This is a genomic window from Candidatus Brocadia sp. (assembly GCA_021646415.1).
Lineage (GTDB): Bacteria > Planctomycetota > Brocadiia > Brocadiales > Brocadiaceae > Brocadia.
In genome coordinates, this window is sequence record SOEU01000001.1 from 44,202 (window position 1) to 67,030 (window position 22,829).

12 protein-coding genes are annotated in these 22,829 nt (G+C 45.5%); all 12 read right to left on the minus strand.

Going from position 1 to position 22,829, the window contains the following annotated elements; genetic code table 11:
• Positions 1 to 328: 328 nt before the first annotated feature.
• The 12 genes from E3K36_00170 to E3K36_00225 all read right to left on the minus strand — a co-directional run bounded on the left by E3K36_00170 (position 329) and on the right by E3K36_00225 (position 22,815).
• The gene (locus E3K36_00170) at positions 329 to 1,540 is read right to left on the minus strand and encodes a glycosyltransferase family 1 protein (GenBank protein MCF6153675.1); all 1,212 of its coding nucleotides are present in this window, start codon (positions 1,538 to 1,540) and stop codon (positions 329 to 331) included.
• Positions 1,541 to 1,542: 2 nt separating this feature from the next.
• The gene (locus E3K36_00175) at positions 1,543 to 2,607 is read right to left on the minus strand and encodes a GNAT family N-acetyltransferase (protein MCF6153676.1); all 1,065 of its coding nucleotides are present in this window, start codon (positions 2,605 to 2,607) and stop codon (positions 1,543 to 1,545) included.
• Positions 2,601 to 3,353 (minus strand): PIG-L family deacetylase, encoded by a 753-nt coding sequence (locus E3K36_00180; GenBank protein ID MCF6153677.1) that lies wholly within the window; start codon positions 3,351 to 3,353, stop codon positions 2,601 to 2,603. Before E3K36_00180 ends, E3K36_00175 begins: the two co-directional genes overlap by 7 nt.
• A gap of 47 nt (positions 3,354 to 3,400) precedes the next feature.
• Positions 3,401 to 5,071: a hypothetical protein gene (locus E3K36_00185; GenBank protein MCF6153678.1), complete on the minus strand. Its 1,671-nt coding sequence runs from the start codon at positions 5,069 to 5,071 to the stop codon at positions 3,401 to 3,403.
• Positions 5,058 to 6,566 carry a B12-binding domain-containing radical SAM protein gene (locus E3K36_00190; GenBank protein MCF6153679.1) on the minus strand — a complete coding sequence of 503 codons (1,509 nt, stop codon included), beginning with the start codon at positions 6,564 to 6,566 and terminating at the stop codon, positions 5,058 to 5,060. The genes E3K36_00185 and E3K36_00190 overlap by 14 nt, the downstream gene beginning before the upstream one ends.
• Before the next feature lie 149 nt (positions 6,567 to 6,715).
• Positions 6,716 to 8,386, minus strand: coding sequence for a hypothetical protein (locus E3K36_00195; protein MCF6153680.1), 1,671 nt, complete (start codon positions 8,384 to 8,386; stop codon positions 6,716 to 6,718).
• Positions 8,387 to 8,437: 51 nt separating this feature from the next.
• Positions 8,438 to 9,898 carry a flippase gene (locus E3K36_00200; protein ID MCF6153681.1) on the minus strand — a complete coding sequence of 487 codons (1,461 nt, stop codon included), beginning with the start codon at positions 9,896 to 9,898 and terminating at the stop codon, positions 8,438 to 8,440.
• A 194-nt stretch (positions 9,899 to 10,092) separates the two neighbouring features.
• Positions 10,093 to 10,395 carry an acyl carrier protein gene (locus tag E3K36_00205; protein ID MCF6153682.1) on the minus strand — a complete coding sequence of 101 codons (303 nt, stop codon included), beginning with the start codon at positions 10,393 to 10,395 and terminating at the stop codon, positions 10,093 to 10,095.
• Between the two features lie 227 nt (positions 10,396 to 10,622).
• On the minus strand, positions 10,623 to 11,390 hold the full coding sequence (locus tag E3K36_00210; protein ID MCF6153683.1) for a radical SAM protein: 768 nt from the start codon (positions 11,388 to 11,390) through the stop codon (positions 10,623 to 10,625).
• Positions 11,296 to 11,919: a hypothetical protein gene (locus E3K36_00215; protein MCF6153684.1), complete on the minus strand. Its 624-nt coding sequence runs from the start codon at positions 11,917 to 11,919 to the stop codon at positions 11,296 to 11,298. The genes E3K36_00210 and E3K36_00215 overlap by 95 nt, the downstream gene beginning before the upstream one ends.
• A 46-nt stretch (positions 11,920 to 11,965) precedes the next feature.
• Positions 11,966 to 14,335 carry an acyltransferase domain-containing protein gene (locus tag E3K36_00220; GenBank protein ID MCF6153685.1) on the minus strand — a complete coding sequence of 790 codons (2,370 nt, stop codon included), beginning with the start codon at positions 14,333 to 14,335 and terminating at the stop codon, positions 11,966 to 11,968.
• The gene (locus E3K36_00225) at positions 14,332 to 22,815 is read right to left on the minus strand and encodes an SDR family NAD(P)-dependent oxidoreductase (protein MCF6153686.1); all 8,484 of its coding nucleotides are present in this window, start codon (positions 22,813 to 22,815) and stop codon (positions 14,332 to 14,334) included. Before E3K36_00225 ends, E3K36_00220 begins: the two co-directional genes overlap by 4 nt.
• Positions 22,816 to 22,829: the final 14 nt, after the last annotated feature.

The following is a 22,829-nucleotide window of genomic DNA, read 5'->3' on the forward strand; positions in this document are numbered from 1 at the left end:
AGACTCTTTGCCGTGTTGAACATGCACAGTGTTATTTGTGTCAAATAAATTATAAGCTATAAGACATGGCCGGTTCACCCTTGCATTGAATCAGTGAAAAAATGCTGCCAAGGCCTACTTCAAAGCTAAGGAATTTCAAACAAAAATTTCCTCCCCCTGTTCCCCGCTGGTTGGGGTGAAGGGGAGGGACTCCTGTCTGGAGAATTTGTATTTAAAGTCGCCAAATGCCCAATTGATGCGGAGTCAGGAGTTAACTCCTGACTCCGTAAAAACACTCCCCACCCCTCTTTTTAGAGGGGCGCTTAAAAGCCGCTGCCGCAGGCCTAATTTAATATCCACATTTGCCTTTAATTGCTTCTTCATAAACCGTGAGGAGCCTTGTAACGTGTATCTCTTTGCGGTAAAGTTTGTTTACCCGTTGCTGACCTTCAAGTCCCATCTTCTTTGCCAGGGAAGCGTCTTCCAGCAATTGAGAAATCCTATCGGACAATTCTCTCACATCGCCCCTCCGAACAAGAAAACCCGTTTCGTTATGGATAAGCCACTCCCTTATCCCCCCCGAGTCAAAGGCAACCACGGGTTTCCCGAAAGACATGGCCTCAATTCCCACAAGACCAAATGATTCGGGAACTATTGACGGTATAACAACCACCGTGCAGGCTGCATAGTGTTTATTCAATTCCTCTTTTGATAAATTGCCAGGGAAATGAATCCGATCATTCAGTCCCAGTTTATGAACAAGGATAGTCGCCTCTTCCCGCATGTAGCCTTCTCCAATAATCTCTGCCATCCAATTCCGTTCTTTTAAAAGGCTAAGACATTCTATAAAGTGCAGAATACCTTTAATCCTGTAAAATTTTCCAACAAAGAGGATCTTTTTGCTCCTGCTATCCTTGATCTCTTTTTCTTGAATTGGGACTTTATCGATAAAGTGGGGTATTACTGCAATGTTGTCTTTCAAAAAACCGTTCCTGACCAGTTGTTCTTTCATATAAGAACTGGGAACTATAATTTTATCGATACTTTTTGAAATCCTGAGTTCATAAATCATCAGTAAGAACTTATAAAGATTCCAGAAAGGATTTCTCTTCTCAGGATAAAAGGGATAACAGCCGTTTTTAAAACATTTCAACCCCATTGGATAATTACAGATTTCGCCGGAGTCTGGTATCACCTTCCATTTGAACCCGGGACAAATAAGGCGAACGTCATGAACAGTTTTGACAACAGGTTTTGCTCTCAGAAGATATTTTAAGATGAACGGACTGAGAAAAAATTGGGTATTATGGAGATGCACAATATCAGGATTTTCCTTTTTCAGTATTTCTTTCAGTAAACCCTGTGTTTGTAAACTGCTTCGTAACCCATACGAGCATTTTATAAAATATTCCTTCCTTCCCGGAACATGTATTGACTCTTTTTCAGAAGAAATGATAATGATTTCATGGCCCATTTCTTCGAGGGCTTTACAAATAGTAAACAGATATTGTTCTGTTCCGCCAAAGTCGCCATAGTACTCATTGATGTGCGCGATCTTCAACCTTAAAACCCATCCGTATCACCATAGGTGAGATGCCAGTTTTTCTGATTCAGGAGGTATTCCATATCAATCTCGCCTGTCAGGGGTGTAACCACTACCCGGATAGGTCTGATATCTTGGTGTTCCCTGAAACCTATCCTTTTGAGGTGTATACTCAGCGGGTCCTGCCTCAAAAGACCACACAAGACATAATCAACACCCTGCTTAATAAAAAATTTCAAGCAACTTGCCGCGAGAGGTGCAATTTTATCATTACGGCAGAAGATGTCCATTATATAACCTATCCTTACATCCTTGTAATTCTCTATTCTGGCGACCGCATATCCAGTTACCTCATCTCCGTCTTCTTTTATAAAAATCCGGTATCGTTTGTCCCTGTATCTCCAGTTTAAATATGACATGTTTCTCGCAGTCATAATTTTGTATCTTTCCTTGATACTGTTCCAGAACGTGTCTATTCTTTCATCAAATGCATCAACTGCTTTTACAACAGTGCCTTTATCCAGCCTTCTCATAAAAATCTCGAAGCGGTAAAATGTTTTACTGAGATGGTGAAATAGATTTATTATCCAGTCAGGGCACCATGCAATGTTTCTTTTCAATGCATTCCTCAGACTCAATCTTTTAAACAATTGAACCATTTCTCCCAGGTCTTTATACCCGAGAAATCTCTTCCCGACCATGTATGCCGCTTCATTGGGAAAACCAAAGCCAAATAAGGCTATTCCATTAAGGTATTTAGCGTGCAGGTCGCAGAGTTTGCCGATAAGATTTATACCGGCTTTTGCTGAGGGGTCTATCATAGTATCTACTGGTTGTGCTGACGTAACCATGCGGTTGCCATACATCAACTCCGTTGCCAGACTGGCATACTGACCGATTATCATGCCATTTCTCTCAGCAACAACGATCCAGCCTTCCGGGTCTTTGCCGGCGGGATTATCACGAAATTTCCAATTCCATTCCTCAGGTGTCCTCGATTTATGAAATACATGGTTAAATAGGTTATTAATGGCTTTTTCGTCTCCTTGTCTGTATGGCCTGATTGTTACCGGTGTATCTACCATCCTATTGTCACTCCAAGTCTTCGGTATTCACGCGATGGGCAGGCGATAAATAGTTCAGCATATCCATTTTCGCCATTCATCGCCGAATGGTACCTCGAGATTCCCTTAACAGCTTCAGTAAAATCAACGACTTCCAGTTGTGATTTATGTTCATGTAAGGCCAGAATTTTTGTGTGTAAACAGGTGGTTATGTCTGAGACTACATTAAATGCGGGCAGCGGTGTCCATATCCCGTACGAATAGCACATACAGGAAGCAACCGATTTTGATGTCGAAAAGAATATCTGACTGGTTGCAATATGGTCGTGATGGTTATCGAGAAAAAACGGAAGGAAGACCGCCTCTGGCTTAAGGTCTCCGAGTATTTCAGAAAGCTCTTTGATGGTTCCAGGAGAAGTGCGGAGCTCAGAGTCTCTGTTCTCGAGGAATAGAAGTCTATTAATACCAATAATCGCCCCTGCTCTCCTTGCCTCTTCTTTTCTTATAGATACCAATTTATCTTCCCTGTGCCGGATATTTCCTTTCCTGCCATCGGTCATGTATACCACGGTGATCTCCGCGCCCATCTGGTGGTACCGATGGAGAGTTCCCCCGCATCCGATAATGTCATCATCGGGATGAGGGGAAAGCACGAGGACTCTCTTTTCTTTCAGGCCATCGACTTTCGGCATTCTCAGGTAGGGAAAGATATCTATGAACTGGCGTATCCTCGCGGGGAGGAAGTTTTTATAGATGAATCTGAGCATTTTCTCGTCTGTTTCTAAGGTTCAAAATCGAGAAATTCAATAGTAGCTTACCCTATATATCCGAGATCCCGTAAGGATTCTTTAATCTTTTCTGATTCTTCGCCGGAGTAAATACCTTTATCATGGCTTGGACTTATTTCTGAAGTTGGGGAATATCGCATTGGATTTTCATTGATAAATTCCTTCTCAAAGGCATCTATTAATACTTTTCCATCCATATCGTCCGGTACCGGAAGACCTGTTGCATAGAGGATAGTAGGAGCCGCATCAATAATCTTACATCCTTCCAAAGTTACATTCTTTTTTATGCCATCTCCTTTTATTATAAATATACCATTCATGCGATGGGTTGCAGAATTCCTGTCGTCTGTCCTGAAAAGCTTCTTGTAATGAATCTCCCTGTGAGAAAGATATGTGCCGCCTTTCATTACAAAACTTAAGTCTGGAGCATGGTTTATATAAGGTCCATGGTATATTTCTTCCTTTTTATATATTTTATCAAAAACCTTTTGACCTGTTTCTGGATCTACAATCTGATACATTTTGTCTCTTATGAAATCTCTAATTTCTTCATATTCATAACCGGGTTCAACAATACCCATAGGCTCTCTTCCTTTCAGGTTTATATACAATCCTTGTTCTGTGTAATTGGCTGCATATGCCTTGGTTCTTGTCCAGTCAATAAAGTAAGAAAGCTTCAGTCCATCCCGTGGGTCAACCAGATCTTTCAAAACACGATACGAATTCATGGGAATCGTCCATTCTATTCCGGGATGCTTCAATTTTTTCAGTACTTTGTAAACGACGTGCGGAAGTTTAAACCGCAAAAAGGGGAAAAATCCTCTTTTTAAACGCAGCAAGCCCTCTTCCATAAGCCACTTATTCAGGTAGAATGCCTTATGCTCCGGCCCCATACCATGATCCGAAACAACAACCACCTTTGTTGAATCGTTGAGCCTATCAAGGATCTTGCCGATAGAGGTATCGATTTTTTTGTAAAAATCCGGAATCACAGAAGCATATTTCTTTGCCTTATCGGGATCATATCGTGGGTGTGTTTTATCAGAATATTTCCAGAAACGATGCTGAATAAGATCTATAGAACTAAACACAACCATAAAGAAGTCCCAGGAATACTTGTCCATAAGATAGAAGAGGATTTCTTCTCTTTTCTTGTGTATCCGATCCCACTGATCGATATAATTATCTAATTCATGTGAATAGACCCCCATTAGATTTCCATAGGCTACATGGTATTCCCCAAAGTTCTCTTTAATCTCTTTGATAAGTTCCGGTGGGTGAGTAAATCCACAATTTACATCAAGACCAAATTGTAATCCGGGTATAATAAATCCATTTACTTTTTCAGGAGGATAAGTAATCGGAACATTTATAACACCGATTTTTTTATTCGCTTCAGACAACAAAGACCAGATAGTCCTGGCTTTTATATAACCTGAATGTAAAACAGGTCTCTCATAGCCAAAGAAAGGGGATGCGTAAAAATCAAATACTCCATGTTTACCCGGATTCTTCCCTGTCATAAAAGATACCCATGCCGGCGGGGTTACCGGAGGAATTGTAGACTCTAATGCCCCGGAACACCCTTCTTTCACCAGTCTTGTAAAATTAGGAAGATGCCCCTCTTTTGCAAGAGGTGTTATGACATCAAATGTTCCGGAATCAATTCCTATTACAAAAATCTTATCTTTTTTCATTTTGCGGCTCAATTCTTATTTCCTGTATCTTATCAACAGGGTGTGTGCGCCAGAGTGATTTTGGCGGAATTTTAGGGACCATCTTAATGCCTCTTTTTGTGAACTTTATTCCGTAATGTATTTCGATTTTATCCCGTGCTGTTCTTACAAAAACAGAAAACCTGTTCATGGTATAATAGAAAATTTTCCTGTGCAATCTGACAAGTTTTTGCAGGCTATGGTACTGTTCATAATACGGAGCCGGTAAATCCGATAACCAATACCTGTCATCGATAAAACCTTCACCTTTGGCCTTTGCATATTGTGCAGTTCCGGGAAAGATCATTAATATTTGATTTACAATAACATCGGGTTTTATCACCCGCAAAATCTTCATTGTTTCGTTAATAGACCTGTCGTTCTCCCCGGGGTTTCCGACCATGATAAAAGCGCCGGTGGCTATGCCAGCCTTTTTTGTCAATTCAAATGCTTTTATGATCTTTTCTGTATCAGTTTTTTTTGAAACATTTTTCATTACTTCCCTGGATGCCGATTCAACGCCGTACATAATAAATTTACAACCCGCTTCCGCCGCCTTCCTCAGCATTTCTTCAGAAACATATCTCACCCCTGTTTCGAATCCCCAAAGTATATCTAACTTTCTCCTTAGTATTTCTTCAGATATAGCAATAACCCTCTTCTGATCTACAGAAAAAATATCATCAACAAAATCTATAATCTTGCAATTATATTTATTTACGAGCATTTCTATCTCATCCACGACGTTTATAGCCGTCCTGTCCCTCCACTTCTGTCCCGACATTGCTGATACCGAGCAGAAGGAGCAGTTCCACGGACAACCTCTTGAAGTTATAATTGCAGCGCTTTTGTAGCTGGCATAGTGCTGGTAACCCAGGACACTAGCAACCTTTGTGTGAAGTTCCCAGCCCGCATACATGTCCAGGTCAAAGAAGTGATAGGCGGGAAAGGGAATTGTATCAAGATCTTTGATTAATTCCTGATTTTTTGTTTTCACAATGTTGCCATCTCTTTGAAAGGCGATGCCTTTTACATTCTCAATATCTTCGCCTGCTTCCCATGCCCTGACCAGGTGCAGAAAGGGATTCTCGCCCTCTCCCAATACTACGGCATCTACAGGAAAGTGATTTAACAACTGCTCATGCATCAGTGTTGCATGAGTTCCTCCCAGAACAATCCTGATCTCTTTATTAAGAGATTTCACCATGCGTATAAATCTGTAAATACTTGCCCTTTGGTCTGTCAGGCATGATATTCCCACAATATCAGGAGCATAGTCCTTCAGTATCTTCCCGAGATTGTCCCATGACGTTTGATAGGCATCAACTGCTTTTACCTCATAACCCGCTTTCTCCAATACCGCAGCGATATATCCAATACCAATAGGCATGGTATACGTCTCTATCGGTTTTTCTTCAAGTATCCTTCGATATTTCCCATGATCAAAGACGGGTGGATTTACTAACAATGTCCTCATATTCTTCTTTTTTTCTCCGTTTCCGAAAATAGAGTAGTCACCTGGATGCTTCGGTGTACCCTTTCGCTGCAAACAACTAAAGTATTTTCATGGTTTAAGGGTGTTGCTGCAGAGTTGTGACGACTGAGTCGGGCAGAATAAGACTTTTATCAGAAATACCCAAGATCTCGCAAAGACCTTCTGATTTTTTCTGACTCCTCCTCATCAAAAACCCCCTCTCCTCTTTTTATCTTAATCTCAGCCGCTGGACTATGGGTGACAGGATTGTTTCCTAAATATTCTTGCGTAAATACTTCATTGAGTACCCTGCCATCCATGTCTTCAGGAACAGGTATTCCTAAACAGTAAAGGATTGTAGGTGCGATATCGATAATATCAGCGGTGTTTACCGTATAATTTGTTTTAATGTCCTTCCCTTTCATGATAAGAATACCTTCCATCCTGTGTGTGCCTGAGCTTTTGTTTGGCAAGCCGAAAAGTCCTTTGTGATATAATTCTTTTTGCATGAGATATTCAATGCCTTTTATTTTTATAAATATGTCAGGGGCTTCATCAACAAAAGGACCGTAGTATACGTCTTCCTTTTTGCAGATCTCAATGTCTAAAGGCTTTCCATTCGACGGGTCTTTTATCTCCTTCAATTTTTTTAAGATCGAATCCCGGACTGCCTCATACTCTTTACCTCTTTCAACTATTCCTAATGGCTCCCTGCCCTTCAGGTTAATGTAGATGCCCTGTTCTAACTGACTTCCGGAGTATGCCGTAGTCTTTTTCCAGTTAACGAAGAACGGAATATTAAACCCTTCTCTCGGATCAATGACTTTTCCAAGGGTCTTGAGTTTATCCAAAGGAACTGTCCATGCCACGCCACGAAATCCGAGCCTTCTTAAAACCTTATAGAAGATATGGGGGAACCTTATCCGCCGTAAGGGGGAGAAAATCTTCCGAAAGGCGAGAAATCCCTGCTCGTGCAACCAATTATTCACGTAAAATGCACCTTTTTCCGGGCCAGCCCCGTGATCTGAAACGACAATTACGGTGGCATCATCGCCAATTTTCTCTAATATTTCACCAATGGCTGCGTCTGTCATTTCATAAAATTCAGGAATAATATTTTCATATTTTCTCGATATGGCAGGATCATATTGGGGGTGTTTTTTATCAAAAAATCTCCAGAAATGGTGCTGTATGACGTCGATACTATAGAATACCGGCATAAATACGTCCCATTCCTTCTGTTCCAGAAGGTAGAGGATCGCCTGTTTCCTTATCTCGAATATCTGTCTCCACTCCTCGATGAATCTGTCCAGGTTGTTTGTATAAAGACTTTCAAGATCTGCATACAAGACGCGATAATTGCCAAATCGCTCCCGTATCTCCTGCATGATCTCCGGGGGGTAGGCAAAGTTTCCACTCCCCTCGTCAAAAGATTGCTGCATTCCGGGAATTAAGAAACCATTCACCGTCTCAGGCGGGTAAGTCATCGGCAGGTTGATAACTCCAATCTTTAGTCCAATGTCAGAGAGTATTCTCCAAATAGTCTTTGCCTTAATGTATTTTGAATTCAATGCGGGCCTTATATAGCCATACGAAGGAGAGACATAAAAATTGAAAACCCCGTGTTTACCGGGGTTTTTCCCTGTCATAAAAGAAACCCATGCAGAAGGAGTCGCAGGAGGGATAGTTGATCTTAACGGTCCTGACGCTCCTCCCTCCATCATTCGGGATAAATTTGGCAACTTACCCTCTTTCAACAGTGGGTTTATGATATCGAATGTGGCGCTATCGATACCGATTATTACTAACTTTCCTTTATGCATTTCGTGTTCAGACCTCAATCAAGACAATGAAAATTTTCCTCTGTTTTCCATCTATTTTATACCGCACCTTTTCCTCAGGGCATGACTGACCGAAAAAATCCGCTGACGGATACCTTTAAAGGAAATGATGTAAAAGAAATATAATACCAAAGTAAGAATCAAAAGTCCAACATTGCTTAATGAACCACGGTGAACTAAGGTTAGTATGACAAATATGATTCCTGCTGGCCACAAGACCTTCAGTAAGGAGCCTTGTGTCTCTGATCTCTTTATCCCCCAGATGATCTTCAGCAAATAACTCCTTAAAAGGGTTTCAAACACCTTTGTCACGAGAAAGGCTATTGCAGCGCCAACGAAGCTATAGTACATGATCAGCGGTACAGCAAGGATGATGTTTATGACAAATTCCAGTATTGCCCAGGGAATAAATTTCTTTATCTCCCGTGAGGCTGAAAGGGTCACGTTTACAGGGGAGTTAAAGACCTGCAAGGCATAGGCCCATCCCAGGATTGTTAAGGCCAGGGTTGATGGGAGATATTCTTTGCCAAAGATAAGGGTGATAATTTCTTCAGGAAAGAATGTGGTGGCAAGGATCAGTGGAAATATGATTAACACGAGGAGTGATTTTGTTGACTCTGCGATAATGTTTCTCACAATCACGGGATTTTCTGCATGGGAAGAGACCGTCGGAACGGCGGCCTGTCTGAAACTTTCAGGAAGCATCAGGGCGCTTTTACATACAGAAGAGGGGGGGTTGTAGTATCCCATTGCTGCTTCTCCTGAAAAAGGTCCCGGGAGTTTGGAAAGAAGGAGGATGTTCATATTATTCGTGGCCTGCTGGAGAAATGAAAGAAGTGCAAAGGGCATGGATTGTAACAACAACTCTTTCCAAACTGACAGATTGAAGGCGAATCGATATTTAAGGAATCTCTTCCATACCCAGATACCGGTAATGACTGCACCCAATATATTTCCAAAAAAAGAAACCAAAACAATACCTTTTAAGCCATAACCAAAATAGAGAATAAGAATATTGGACATATTAATGAAAAAGGATAAGAGAACAGAGGTAACTGCAGGCATCTTAAACCTCTCAAAGGCCATATATAAAATACCAAAGGAGTTTGAAAATGCAGAAAATATAGCAGAGAGCCCTGTTATATAGATAAGGAATTTAACTTCTCCGCTATATCCCAGCATGTTTATTACGAGCACAAGGATAGGATAGAGCAGTATAAAAATGCATACCCTGAGGGAAAGGGTGTGGTTAAACAGTACTTCTACGTTTGTTTTGTTTCTGGATATTTCTCTTACCGCCATTGGGAATATACCAAAGTTGCCAAACGAGGAAAAGATTAACAGCACGGTACCGATAAAGGCATACAAGCCAAAATCCTGCAGTCCAAGAACTCTTGCAGCGTAAGCGATGAAAAAGAAGGAAAAAAGCTTATTCGCTATCCCGGAGAGAAAGACAAATCCCGTATTTTTTATGAGTCTGCTACCAATTCCCAAAGGTATCCTCCCAAGTTAAATGGGTAGGGTGGGCACCGCCCACCAGAAGACCGCTCACGTGTCAGCGTTGCTTTGTTTTTCGGTGGGCGGTGCCCACTTACATGAGGACACGGACAAACGTTATTTGTTCGTGCTACCCAGAAAAACCGCGTAATAAAATGTAAATCTCTATATTGATCGCAGAGAAAAGCAATTTATAGTGTATTGAGATGCGTATATAAAAATTCTACCACATCTGATACACACAGATCGTCAACGTTGCGGTTATCGGACAGAAAGAGCGTTTGGAAGGGCAAGCCCTGCCTTTGAAAGTGCTTTTCTATGGCGATGACGAGCTGAACCATTTGAATAGACGTTAATGCAAGATCTGCTACAAGTCGTGTCTCCTTCCCGATGGTACCGGAAAGACCATTTTCCCAGTCGCAAGACATTTCTTCTATAATTTTGATGAGATCGTGAAGGATTGTGTCCCGATCAAAACAATGGTTATTTTTCATCTTACATATCTCCGGACGGAACTCATAATTGACTGAATAAAAAACAGGGTATCAGCACCACCAGCATAGTCTGCGGCTTGGTTAGTCCGAAAACTGCAAGGTTAGCGCCGCCATTTCTCCTTAAAGGGATTATTTTCTCAGTATTGTACGTATTCTTAATTGATTCATTCTGATCATAGAGCTTTTGTCTTTTCATTTCCTTCTTTTTGCGCTGCCTGCCTAATGATTTATTGAACGATGCGTAAAAGAAAATTTGGAGGCAAAATTGATGCAATTTTTCGGGCCGGACGACTTCCCAAAACGCGCAAGACAAATTTTGGGATATATCGCCTTATTCGTGGTCGCCGATTCAGTACCTGAGCAGCAAACAAAACTAGAGCAGTCTCATAATTCTTCTGATATTGAATTTTACTTCTTGAACCGAAAAACCTAACTATCTTTTCAAAAGACGAGTCAATAATACCATCTTTGACTGCCCTTTCATAGATCGGGCTGCCAGGAAAAAAAACCAGAACAAAAACGCTAAATTTTACCCACCTTGAAAGAAGATCAATTATGTATTTATAGGTTTGAATGATATCGTCTTTTGTTTCGTATGGATTATCAATAATAAAATCGAGCATAACCTTTAAATCATACTTTTTACAATATGGCAGGAGTTGATGAATAGCTTCCTTTGTTTTTACCACTTTAATATTTCGATTGGACACCTCATCGATAACCCGCTGACTTCCTGATTGCACACCCATCTGAATAATTTTCAAACCCGCATCCAAAAATATTTCCAGCTTTTCCTTGCGAAAGGTATTTGCACTCACACAAAATACGAATGGGAGTCCTATCTTCTCTTTATAGTGCTTGGCGAAAGCCTCTAACTGTTTTTTGTCTCTCAGGAGAAAATCATCGTCGCCAAAAGCCACACCCTGAAAAAAGCCAAGATGCCTGATTGTATATTCCAATTCGTTTAGTACCCGATTGACTTTGAGAGATATCATGGTCAAATAAAAATTGATTATCTAAATCATAGTCATAGTAGGGAAGGCTATCCAGATCGTGTAACGGCGGCAATACATCATTTTTCCTATATGAACCATTTACATGAAAAGCCATATTCGGTGTATTGAAATAATCAGCGCCGCTCTCCATCTTGTTTACGAAATCGACTACAGCCACATCACCCTCGGCAAAACAAACACCATCGGCGTAACGGAGACTGATTCCTGGCGCAGAAATGCAGTGAGGGCCGCCCCAAATTACTTTCATGCCGGGATATTTTTTATGAACAAATTCTGTAATTTGTACGGCCTTCATGACATGACTCGTATAAACCGCAATCATAACCAGATCGCAGTCTTTCAATATCTCGTGCAACCGGTCAATCTCATGTGGTTCATAGGCAAGATTTTCACGTGTAGCAAGTAAAATATTCCTTACCGAATGGCCGGCCCGTTTCAGCAAAGACGAAATTAGGCGTGAGCCATCGCAAGATATTGCACCGGTAGTATTAAAAAGTGCGATTCTCATACATGTAGCCCCTAACAGTAAATGAGAAATTCTCTAATGAATTGTTTTACACAATTGAAATCGCAAAAATGAAATCGCCATCATGCCGTGTATAGGCAGTAAAACTCATATCCTTGTAATCGTTCAATTGCCTCGCTAATTCTCCGGAAAGCGCCAATGATACTTCACCTGATTCTGCATCAATCTTCTGAACGAACAGATTGAGGGGATTTCCTGTCATTCCCCGGCCAAGGGCTTTCGCTACCGCTTCCTTGGCGCACCAAAGCCTTAAAAGCCATTGTTCTCTTTTTGATACAGGAACTGCAGAAAGGAGCGTCTGTTCCTTCGATGATAAGGCTATTCTTTCCAGCCCCTCGTGATTCTGGCCAACTGGCTCCATATCAACACCTACACCCAGATGGTTACCACGCTTACCGGCTACGGCTGCTGCGCTTCTTTCCGAATGGGTAATGGAAATGGTTAAACGGCAGTCTAACCTCCCGATGAGTTCCCCGCCAGCAAGGGGCCGTCCATGCCTGTCCGTGGTAATTTCTATGTCTGCCGGATTTGCTTTCAGCTGGTACTGATCTTTCAGGAAGAGACGCACTGCATCCTTTGCAGCCAGTCTGCCAAGCAGCCATTCCTTACGGCGTTTTTCCGGCCCAGAAAGACGAAGCCAAACCTCCAGTTCCCGGTGGCTGAGAATGCCGGGAATCAATGGGTGAAGCAGTCTCTCATCTCCTGTTTCAGAGACACGGCAGCACTGGAACCCCAATGAGGGTGGTAAATGGGAGACGAGCTGAGGCCATGGGACGCTGATCATGGTATCATCTGGGGTCTTGTCTTGTCTGGCCAGGAATGCACTCATGATTTCCTGCTGTGCGGTCAGGAACCGTTCCATTGTTTGCAGGTAATCCAGCATGGCCTTGGATCGGGTACCATGCTGTGATTGAAGGTCATTCTTCTGCGTTGTTTGAACAGAAGGTTTGTTGTTTGTTACGGGTAAAGGCAGAGATGCTTGATCCGGTGTATCTCTCTTGTATGGGGATTGCGTTTCAAAAAGCGATAATCTTTTTGGTACACGGTGTGCGTAGAGATAATCAAGACGCATACGGACACCATGAGTAGCCAGCAAACCAATCATATAATTGATCTGTGTTATACCTGAACGCTGTGAGACATTCGACGGTACAGCTATGTAGCGACGATTTTGCAGGATATCATCAACAAAACTGGTCAGATTTCCCCTGGGGCCTACCTCGACAAATATTCGTACCCCGTCAGCGTACATTGCATTTATTGTCTCATGAAAACGTACCGGCCGGCACCACTGTTCAACTGCAAGCCGCCGAATTTCCTCCGGATCATCCTGATGCGATTGTGCTGTCGCACAGGAGTAAACAGGGATGCGGGGGGAGACAATTTTGAGTGTCTGGAAGAAAGGAAAAAACTGGTCACAGACTGGCTTGAATGAAGGGGTATGATAGGCGCGATGAAACGGTAACAGGTTACATATGGCCCCCTGAGATTGTAGCCGATTCGTTACGCTGGCTATTGTTGCTTCGGAACCGCAGAGAACTACCTGATGCGGGCAATTATCCATAGCCATATGGAGCAACCCTCCACTTTCAGCTACCACTGAATTCACCACAGAGGGATTTGCAGCACCTACTGCCAGGAGTCTTGCTTCGGGGATTTGTTTTCCTAAGGATTCATGTATGCGTAATAAATCAAGGGCGAGTTGAATAACCTGTTCCTCACTTTGGATATTCACTGCGCCTGAAGCCATCAGTGCTACGAACTCTCCGCTGCTGTGACCAACCATTGCATCGGGTCGGATTTCCAAATGATCAAGTATGGTAAACAGTGCCTGGTTAACAATAAAAACCGCTGCCACAGCAAAGTCCATTTGCCAGAGAATTTGCTCAGAGGAATTAATCCCCGAGGAGTGAGCATGGGGTAAGGGAAATACTATCTGACTGGGCAGAATATCCCTCTTGTTGTTAAGAAATGCCCGGTCGATTCGGTCGAAGCAATCTCTAACATCCTGAAAATGATGGTATAGATCGGCTAGCATATTGACATATTGCGATCCCTCCCCCGGGAAAAGAAAGGCAAGGGTGCCCTCCCGGCTTAAAGGTTCTTCAAAAAAAAATATTCCGCTTTTGTCCTTAATTCTGTTGCAGCGGGGATTCGCCAATTGTTTAAGGCTATGGTCAAGTTTTTTTTCTAAATCCTGCAGGGAATTTGCAACGATCGCAAGGCGACATCCGGATTCCTGCAAAGGGCAGTTCAGAGTGAAAGCCAGATCCTTAAGTTCAAGTGCGGGATTATTTGAAATAAACCGGCAGAGCCGGCCGGCCGCTTTCGTCAGATCATGACGGGACTCTCCCTGAAGGATAAAGACCTCTGTATCCCAGTGGTGAAGAAGACTCATTCGTTGTTTCCTCTGGCTGGTGCGGCAACACCGGCGAGCCGGTTCAGTGCTTTGCTGCACGAAGCTTCTACCCCCTCCATGAAAGCCAGCATCCGGCCGGCAGTATCGAGGAAGTAAATATTCACTGAAAGAATATGCCCGCCATGGCGGGGGTATGCCTCCAGAGAACAACGAACCGGTGAATCAGAAGGAGAACCAAAACGGCGGTAAGATTTAAAACCGGTAGGAAGCGGTGTCATATCGTAATGGAAACGCTCCCACAGGATAGCGAGCTGTAAGCTACAGTCAAGGAGTACCGGATCGATCAACCACCGGCTGCCGGTATCCTGATTAAGGCATTGGTCTGGTGACGATGGAAGAAGGAAGGCACATATCCCCTGGTGATTGATTCCTTCAATCGTTGATATGCCTTGAAAACAAGGACCATGAAACAGCCAGCGCCGGTAAATGTCATCTACTGTTATGGGAAACGGACGAAGCCCGCAGAGTACCCCGGAATCGTACAGTGGGGGCGATGGAAGCCGCTTCCCTAACTGTACTATTGCACGGTAACAGGGATGACCCGGCTTATTCAATTCGTAAATTTCCATTTTTATCTCGCGAGTCAGATTTTCATGGGAAGAATGAGACTGTGGTTGAGCTACGATACGGATATCACGGGTGCCATTACCCATAACAATCCCCCGAATGAGAGCAAGGGATTGAATACCCGCAATCTCCCACTCTGGCCATCCTTTTTGAGCGACCTCTGCCATCAACTCCATTGCCATAGTCATTGGCAGCACAGGCTTTCCATCAAGCCGGTGGTCCTGCAAGTATAAATCAAATGCCGGATCCAGTGCCCGGACAAACTCAACAGTACCATCACTTTCCAGCCGCAGTGGTGCACCATTAAGGAGGGGAAGTGTATCTGGAGGAGAGGTCATTTGTTCGACCTCAAAATCAGACCATGGCCCGTTTCCAATAACAACCTCGGTTTCTCCCTTCCTGCCCAATCGGAGTTCCTCATCGAACAATCGCCGGCCTGTTCTGGGTGAAACGAGTTGAACACCGCGCTCAGCAAACTGTCTTTTCGTTTCCGCTGAAACCATCCCTGTCTTATCCCACGGACCCCAATTGATCGCCACAACCCGCGCCGGCCATCGGTTGTCCAGGTAAGCCGCCAGTTTATTCAGCACTTCATTTGCGGCAGCATAATCGCTCTGACCACGGTTGCCGAAACACCCGACCACTGAAGAGAAAAAAACCAGGAACTTGAGCGAATCGGGTCGAAGTTTGCGGCTGAGGATGAAGGCGCTATCGGCTTTTGTATGAAAGACCCGATCAAAAGAATCAGGAGTCTTATCTTCAAGCAACTTGTCTTCGATAACTCCGGCGCCGTGAATGACGCCATCCAGCCTGCCATAGGAACGATAGACTTCATCGATGAGGTTACTGAAGATATGCTCATCGGCAACATCTGCCTGATAGTACCGCACGGTTGCCCCGGCCTGCTGCATCACCGACAGGTTATTCCGCATTTCTCTCTCCTGTATCAGATGAGAATATGAAGCTTCAACCTGGGCAGGAGTGACCAGTTGTCCCTGCTGGTTCATCCGGTTGATTAGCGCCGACCTGAGTTCTTGCGGCGAGATGAGTTCTGCGGTTTCAGAGGACTCATGAGATACAGGCAAAGGGGCACGTCCAACCAGTATGAGGGTAGGCCGGTAGCGCTTTGCCAGTTCGCAAGCCACCTCAGCCGTGATGCCTCTGGCACCACCGGTAATAAGTATGACACATTTTGAATCAATGGTCAGATTGTCCGGGACGTTCTGATCCAGGAGAACCTTCCTGGGCTTAAGAATGAATCGATGCGAATCCCTGTAGACAACTTCGGCCTGTTTGCTATTACCGGTCATCTCACAGAGCAGATTATCTGCTATGGCTGGATTCTGTTTTTCTTTGCCTAAATGAATTACCTTGCAACAGACACGTGGCCACTCTAAGGTTAATGTCTTGATCAATCCGGCAATTCCACCCTGGCCCGGGGAAAAAGGTACAAACTCCTTCGTATTGTTATTGAATGCACAGCCCATGCCGGTTGTCGCTATCAGCCAGCTACCTCCCGCTTCAGCAGCCCGCTTGAGGTCTGTGCCTGCTGCCCTGGCAAGATAGAAGAGACTCTTGGCTTCCAGAGAAAGACAATTCCTCCATCCTTTCATATCCATTTCTTCAAAGGACATTCCCTTCTTCAAGGGGAGGAGGTGAATGATACCGGTAATTGTACCGTGCTTCTTCCGAACAATGGCCACGAGGTCGGCTACTCCTGTTGGGTCCGTCAAGTCTGTCGTGTAAAGATTTGTTTCTGCTTCTGCGGTTTTATTACCCATTCGAACGAGAATAACAACCCCCCCGAGATTTCTGAGTTTATCTGACAGTATACTGGCAATCCCCTGCTCATCGTCAGTAATGATGAAGACTGAATCCGGAGTTAATTTCAATGGCAGATTCCTTAATGGGGCATTGGCTGTCGTCAGGAGACAGCGGTAGACTTCGGCAGTATCAGTACTTGCTTCGGAAGAGGTTTGAGTATGTGCAACTTCCTGACGTTGAAGAGTTGCCGTATCTGTTTTCAAATCAGGTGGAGACTGAAAGGCATTATTGATTGCATCAATAATACTGCGCAAGGTCTTGATTTTCGTCAATTCCTCCATTGCCATCTGTGTCTCTCCATAATTGGAGAGGTAGGCACGCTGGAGGGCGCCGAGGATCTCGACCCGTTTGATGGAATCAATGCCCAGATCGGCTTCGATATTGAGATCCAGGCCGAGCATTTCCTGCGGATAGCCGGTACGCTCGCTCACAATCTGAAGGAGTTGTGTTGTCAGTTGCTCTCTGTCAAAAGAGGGTTTCTGTTCCTGTACAAAAGAGAGCCTGGCGGCAACAGCCGCTTGTTGATCAGGAGTTGGTTTATCTGACTGATCTCCTGGTTGGGATTGAAAGGCGCTACTGATATAATCAATGATACCGTGTAAAGTCTTGATTTTCGTCAATTCCTCCATTGCCATCTGTGTCTCTCCATAATTGGAGAGGTAGGCATGCTGGAGGGCGCCGAGGATCTCGACCCGTTTGATGGAATCAATGCCCAGATCGGCTTCGATATTGAGATCCAGGCCGAGCATTTCCGGCGGATAGCCGGTACGCTCGCTCACAATCTGAAGGAGTTGTGTTGTCAGTTGCTCTCTGTCAAAAGAGGGTTTCTGTTCCTGACCAGGAATGGGTTCAGGTTTCTCAGGCAACAACGATGAATGTTCCACCGATTGAGAAGGCGGGGATGTTCGTGCCTGAGGAGACATATTGTCCATGAGTTTGAATAAGGCTGAAATTTCGGATTCTGGAATCTGCCCACCATATGAGCTCCGGAGATAAGCAAGCATAACCTGCTGTTGTACCTCCAGGAACCGGTTCATCAGTTTCTGGAACTGGAGAATGACGTTTCTGTCTTCTCCGTTTGAAGTAGGAATTTCACTATTACCGGGTGGTATTGACTGTACGGACGTATTGCTATATGTCCCTGCGGTTTGTCCATGCCTTGCTTGTGTCTTCTCACGAAGGGGACGAACCCGGCTGCCATCAACCAGCAAGGTTGTTAGTGGGAGCGGCTGTTCCCTTGTATCTTCGACGAGTGCGTCGAGTTTGAGCTGACGTACCTCCCTCCCCTGGTAGAGGCGATCGAGCTGGAGATGCACTCCGTGAACCACTAGTTGACCTAATGCGTGTAGAAGCTGAATGATGCCTGACCGACCAGGTACATTTAATGCCACGGCTAGATAGGATTGTCCATCAAGAATTTGATGCGTCAGCCCCGTGAGCACATTGCGCGGTCCAACTTCAATAAAGATACGGGCACCGGCACGGTACATTGCCCAGATTTCACCTGCAAACTCTACCGGTTGTACCAGATGTTTACTCAGAAGGGAGGTAATGTCCTCTGGGCGCTGAGGATAAGGTTCTGATGTGGTGTTGGAAAAGACATCCAGCTTAGGAGTAGCGACTTCAATGGTTGAGAGGAACTCTGCCAGTCGATCCCGTGCCGGAGCCATCAGCGGCGAATGAAATGCACAGGAAACGGGTATGGAACGGGTCCGTATTCCCTGCGCTTCAAGACGTTTCACAGCCTCTTCTATGCCTGGTCTTGTTCCGGAAATGATCGTTTGTTTCGGGGCGTTAAGATTGGCAACCCATACACCCTCAACTGACGATATGATCTCTTTGACTTTCCCATGCTCTGCATCTACGGCAACCATCGTTCCGAGGTCTTGTCCTGCCATTTCCGTGATGAATCGTCCCCTTGCCTCAGAGAGGGTGTACAATACCTCTTCACTGAAAACCCCGGCAGTACATAATGCAACATACTCACCGTAGCTGTGCCCGGCGACCATGTTCGGCTTGATCCCAAAGGTTTGCAGCAGGTGGAATAAGCCCATATCTGCAGCACCGAGGGCTGGCTGGGCGATGTTGGTCTTTGTAAGATCCCGCTGACAGGTTTGTTCTTCCTCCTGATTGAAGCAGGGTGGTGGAAAGATAAAGGTGCTGAATGGACGGGGGAACCGGTCGGCCAGAGTATGGTCAGCCAGTTCAAACCGCTTCCGCACTTCAGGGAACAGAATTGCCAGATCAAGAAGCATGTCGGGGTACTGGGAGCCCTGGCCGGGAAACAGGAACGCAACCTTGCTATCTCTGCCAATGGGTTCTTCGGTAAAATAGATTCCTTTTGGATCCTGGATTTGACCACATCCCGGATTCTTTAAATTTTCTCCGGCAGAGGTTAATTTCTGCTGCAAATCATCCAGTGAGCTGGCTATAATCGCGAGCTTAAGTTCGCAGTGATCTTTCTTGGAGTGCTTCCACAAAGTATAGGCAAGATCGTGCAATGCCGGCCTGGCGCTATGCAATAATGCATGATTTAACTTGTCTATGGCTTCGATCAGTTCTTTGCGGGAATGCCCTGTCAAAAGGAAGAGTTCGCCCGGCCAACAATGGGAAACAGAATCATGGGATGAGGGTAAAAAGTTCCCGGTATACTCCTCAATTGCGGCATGGAAGTTTGTACCTCCAAAGCCGAAGGCGCTGACACCAGCCCTGCGTGGCTGATCTGTAATTCCACTGATCCAGGGACGTGCTGCGGTATTTACATAGAAAGGGCTTCCTGTCAAAATCTGATTAGGCCGTTCAACCCCTAGGGTTGGAGGGAGTACCTTGTGATAGAGCGATAATGCAACCTTAATCAGGCTGGCTACTCCTGCCGTAGATTTTGTATGTCCGATCATTGATTTGACCGACCCGATAGCGCAACTCTGACGGGCTGCACCGGCGGCTTCAAATATTCCTTTGAGTGTTTCAATCTCCGCACGGTCACCAGCTACAGTTCCTGTGCCATGTGCTTCGATCAGGCCGACGGTTGCCGGAGAAAAACCGGCCTTTTCGTATGCCCGCCTCAATGCTAATGCCTGCCCCTCAGGGCGTGGGGCTGTTAATCCCTTGTCACGCCCGTCACTGGAACCCGAAACGGCTTTGATCACTGCATAGATTCGATCCCCGTCCCGTTCAGCGTCGGATAAGCGCTTTAAGACGAGGATGGCAATTCCTTCGCTGATTACAATGCCATCGGCACCTTCATCGAAGGTCCGGCATCGTCCGCGCGGTGAGAGCGCCTGGGTCTTGCTGAAGCAGAGATAAGAAAAGGGGTTTTGCAGCGTATCAGTCCCGCCCACAATCACCATGTCGCTGGTTTCATTTTCAAGCTCCCTGAGTGCCAAATACACTGCTGCCAGAGAGGAGGCACATGCCGCATCTACCGTGTAGTTAACTCCGCCAAAGTCAAAACGGTTAGCTACCCGGCCAGCAGTTACATTGAGGAGGATACCTGCAAAGGAGTCTTCTGTCCATTCCGGAAGTTTGGACAGGGCTTCCGGTGGGATGTTTTTCATGAACATGGGTAAATTGGAGCGAAAAGAGTACTGTTGTCCCAGATCAGAGAGACCACCGCTTGAGCCGAGAATTACCGATGTCCTTTCCCGATGAAACGGACGATTTGCATATCCTGCGTCTTCGATTGCTTTTTGAACCACTTCGAGCGTAAGTAATTGAAGCGGTTCTATGGAGGACAGGGTATTGGGTGGCATCCCATATTTGGTCGGATTAAACGGAACAGGGTCGATGAATCCGCCCCATTTGGAATAGACCTTATCACGGACATTACGATCGGGATCGAAGTAGAGTTGCCAATCCCATCGGTCCTTTGGAACTTCGGTAATTGCATCAACCTTATTCAGGATATTTTCCCAATAGGTTGTTAAGCTACCCGCTTTTGGTAATATGCATGCCATGCCGATAATCGCAACGTCGCTGGGTTTTGCCTTTCGGTGGGTCAAAGCCCGGGGGGGCTGAAACTCTGCCAACTCTGCCAGTCGTTCAGAACTTTTGACCGAGACCTCGTGATGAATCTCTTTAACCGTGCAGGTGCGATCGCGGAGTGCTGCAAGCTGACCGATCATATACATGCCCTGATTATGCTGTTCCTCCGCGCTTAACATGATATATTTCGATACCCCTCCATCCTGTCCTGATCGTTGATTACGGATAACACCTTTAGAGGCGGCCCGCAACCGGCCGAGATTGAGTTCTTCGAGGGTATTGCGGATTTTTTCAACTGATGCCCCCTCAGCAGACAGGCGTAACTTTTCCTGAGCGAATATCTTGGTATAGGGTGTATCGACGCAGCGGGTGGCGTGGCCCGGTCCGCTCTCCATGAGAGTGGTTTTGGTGCACCGGATTGCCTCCTCCTGGAAGGACTTGACAATGGCTCCGGTAGCCACCGCTTCCTCAGTAAATAGGTAGGCTGTACCAAGGAGAACACCGATCTTTCCTCCTCGTTCGGCCAAAGGGGCTGCCATAGTTGCTACCATGGAAGCGGAAAGTGAATCATGAATACCCCCCGCAAAGAGGACGTGGCAGTTCGCCATATCTTTTTCGTGTAATGACTCTATAAGTATGTCGATCATTGGATTCCACAATACAAAGCTTGACCGTGGTCCCACATGGCCGCCGCACTCGCGCCCTTCAAAGATGAAACGGCGTACCCCGTTTTCAATGAACATCCTGAGTAACCCGGGTGATGGGACATGCAGGTAAGCATGAATACCCTCCTTTTCGAGGGCATGGGACTGGTCAGGCCTTCCTCCGGCAATGATCGCAAAAGGTGGTTTGTACGTTCTGATGACATCCAATTGTCTCTGAAGGAGGTCCGGTGATATGAATCCCAGTATACCTACTCCCCAGGGTTTGTTACCAAGCAGCCTTTTCGTTTCTTTGAGCATATCCTTAATCTCCTGTGCATCCAGCATGGAGATAGCAAGGAAAGGCAATGCCCCTTCTTCTGCCACACGGGCAGCGAATGCGGGTGTGTCAGAAATCCTGGCCATTGGGCCCTGGACAATCGGGTGGCGCGTGCCATGGGAGCGGGCCAGCGGAGATCCCTCGTCAAGGGGACGGAGTGTCTTTGCGGTCCTGATATGCGCGGCAATTGTCTGTCGGAATCCATCCAATACCCCTCCCACGGTATGGAATCGTTGGGCAAGTGATACGGCGAAGGCTGCGTCCTGACCGAGAAGCCAGATGTGTTGCCCCGGATCACCCCACCCTGCTCGTTTCTTGATCTCCGGGCGCAAAACAGCAAGAACTTCTGATCCGGGACGAGTGTCTGTAGCAAGGATATTTACTATCCCGGATAAATCCTGGAGGACGGGTAGTCCCGAACGGGAGTAAACCCGGCAGACCCCGCCTGTCTCATTTCCCATGCAGATTGTTTCGCTACCGTCCATATGAGCTATGACAGTTTTAACTGTTTCCGGGAGGGGGGACTCGCGGGTTAATGCAAGCTGTATATCCAAAACCACACCTGCGGCTCCCGCAGCATAGCAAGCCGCTGCCGTGTGCGGTCCGATGCCTCCCTGGACCCAGACAGGCAATGACATATTCTTCAATAATTGCTGAAGGAGTATGAAACTTGTTTCTTCCCCAACCCACCCCCCGGCCTCGTTTCCCTTGGCAATGAACCCATTTACTCCTACAGCATTTCCAAGGCGTGCCTGATCAAGGGAGGTTACTTCCAGGAGGACAGTAATATTTTTGAGCTTGAGGAGTTGTACCTGTTTATTGAGTAATTCAGGATTATCACTGGTCAGAATGGCAATATCAACCTGCCCGGGAAGTTTGGATATTATACTGGTTACAAAAGGGTCATCTCCACTGTAGAGTTTAATACCACAACCCTTTTTGGCATACCGGGTCAGCTTTGAAATGGTATTCAGTGCTTCTTGATCGTTGTTCGTGTATTCAAGGTCTATTATCCCAATTTCTCCGGCCCTGCTGGCGGCAATTGCGATGGATGAGTCTGGCAGGCAGGGGGGGGTCAATGCAATGAGTCGAAATGTTTGCATAGTATATTTCTCAC

Bases quoted from the DNA above. Each gene is read 5' to 3' on its own strand.
- E3K36_00190 (MCF6153679.1), bottom strand. From the start codon at position 6,566: ATGAGGACATTGTTAGTAAATCCACCCGTCTTTGATCATGGGAAATAT.
- E3K36_00205 (MCF6153682.1), bottom strand. From the start codon at position 10,395: ATGAAAAATAACCATTGTTTTGATCGGGACACAATCCTTCACGATCTC.
- E3K36_00220 (MCF6153685.1), bottom strand. From the start codon at position 14,335: ATGAGTCTTCTTCACCACTGGGATACAGAGGTCTTTATCCTTCAGGGA.
- E3K36_00195 (MCF6153680.1), bottom strand. From the start codon at position 8,386: ATGCATAAAGGAAAGTTAGTAATAATCGGTATCGATAGCGCCACATTC.
- E3K36_00210 (MCF6153683.1), bottom strand. From the start codon at position 11,390: ATGATATCTCTCAAAGTCAATCGGGTACTAAACGAATTGGAATATACA.
- E3K36_00180 (MCF6153677.1), bottom strand. From the start codon at position 3,353: ATGCTCAGATTCATCTATAAAAACTTCCTCCCCGCGAGGATACGCCAG.
- E3K36_00215 (MCF6153684.1), bottom strand. From the start codon at position 11,919: ATGAGAATCGCACTTTTTAATACTACCGGTGCAATATCTTGCGATGGC.
- E3K36_00225 (MCF6153686.1), bottom strand. From the start codon at position 22,815: ATGCAAACATTTCGACTCATTGCATTGACCCCCCCCTGCCTGCCAGAC.
- E3K36_00185 (MCF6153678.1), bottom strand. From the start codon at position 5,071: ATGAAAAAAGATAAGATTTTTGTAATAGGAATTGATTCCGGAACATTT.
- E3K36_00175 (MCF6153676.1), bottom strand. From the start codon at position 2,607: ATGGTAGATACACCGGTAACAATCAGGCCATACAGACAAGGAGACGAA.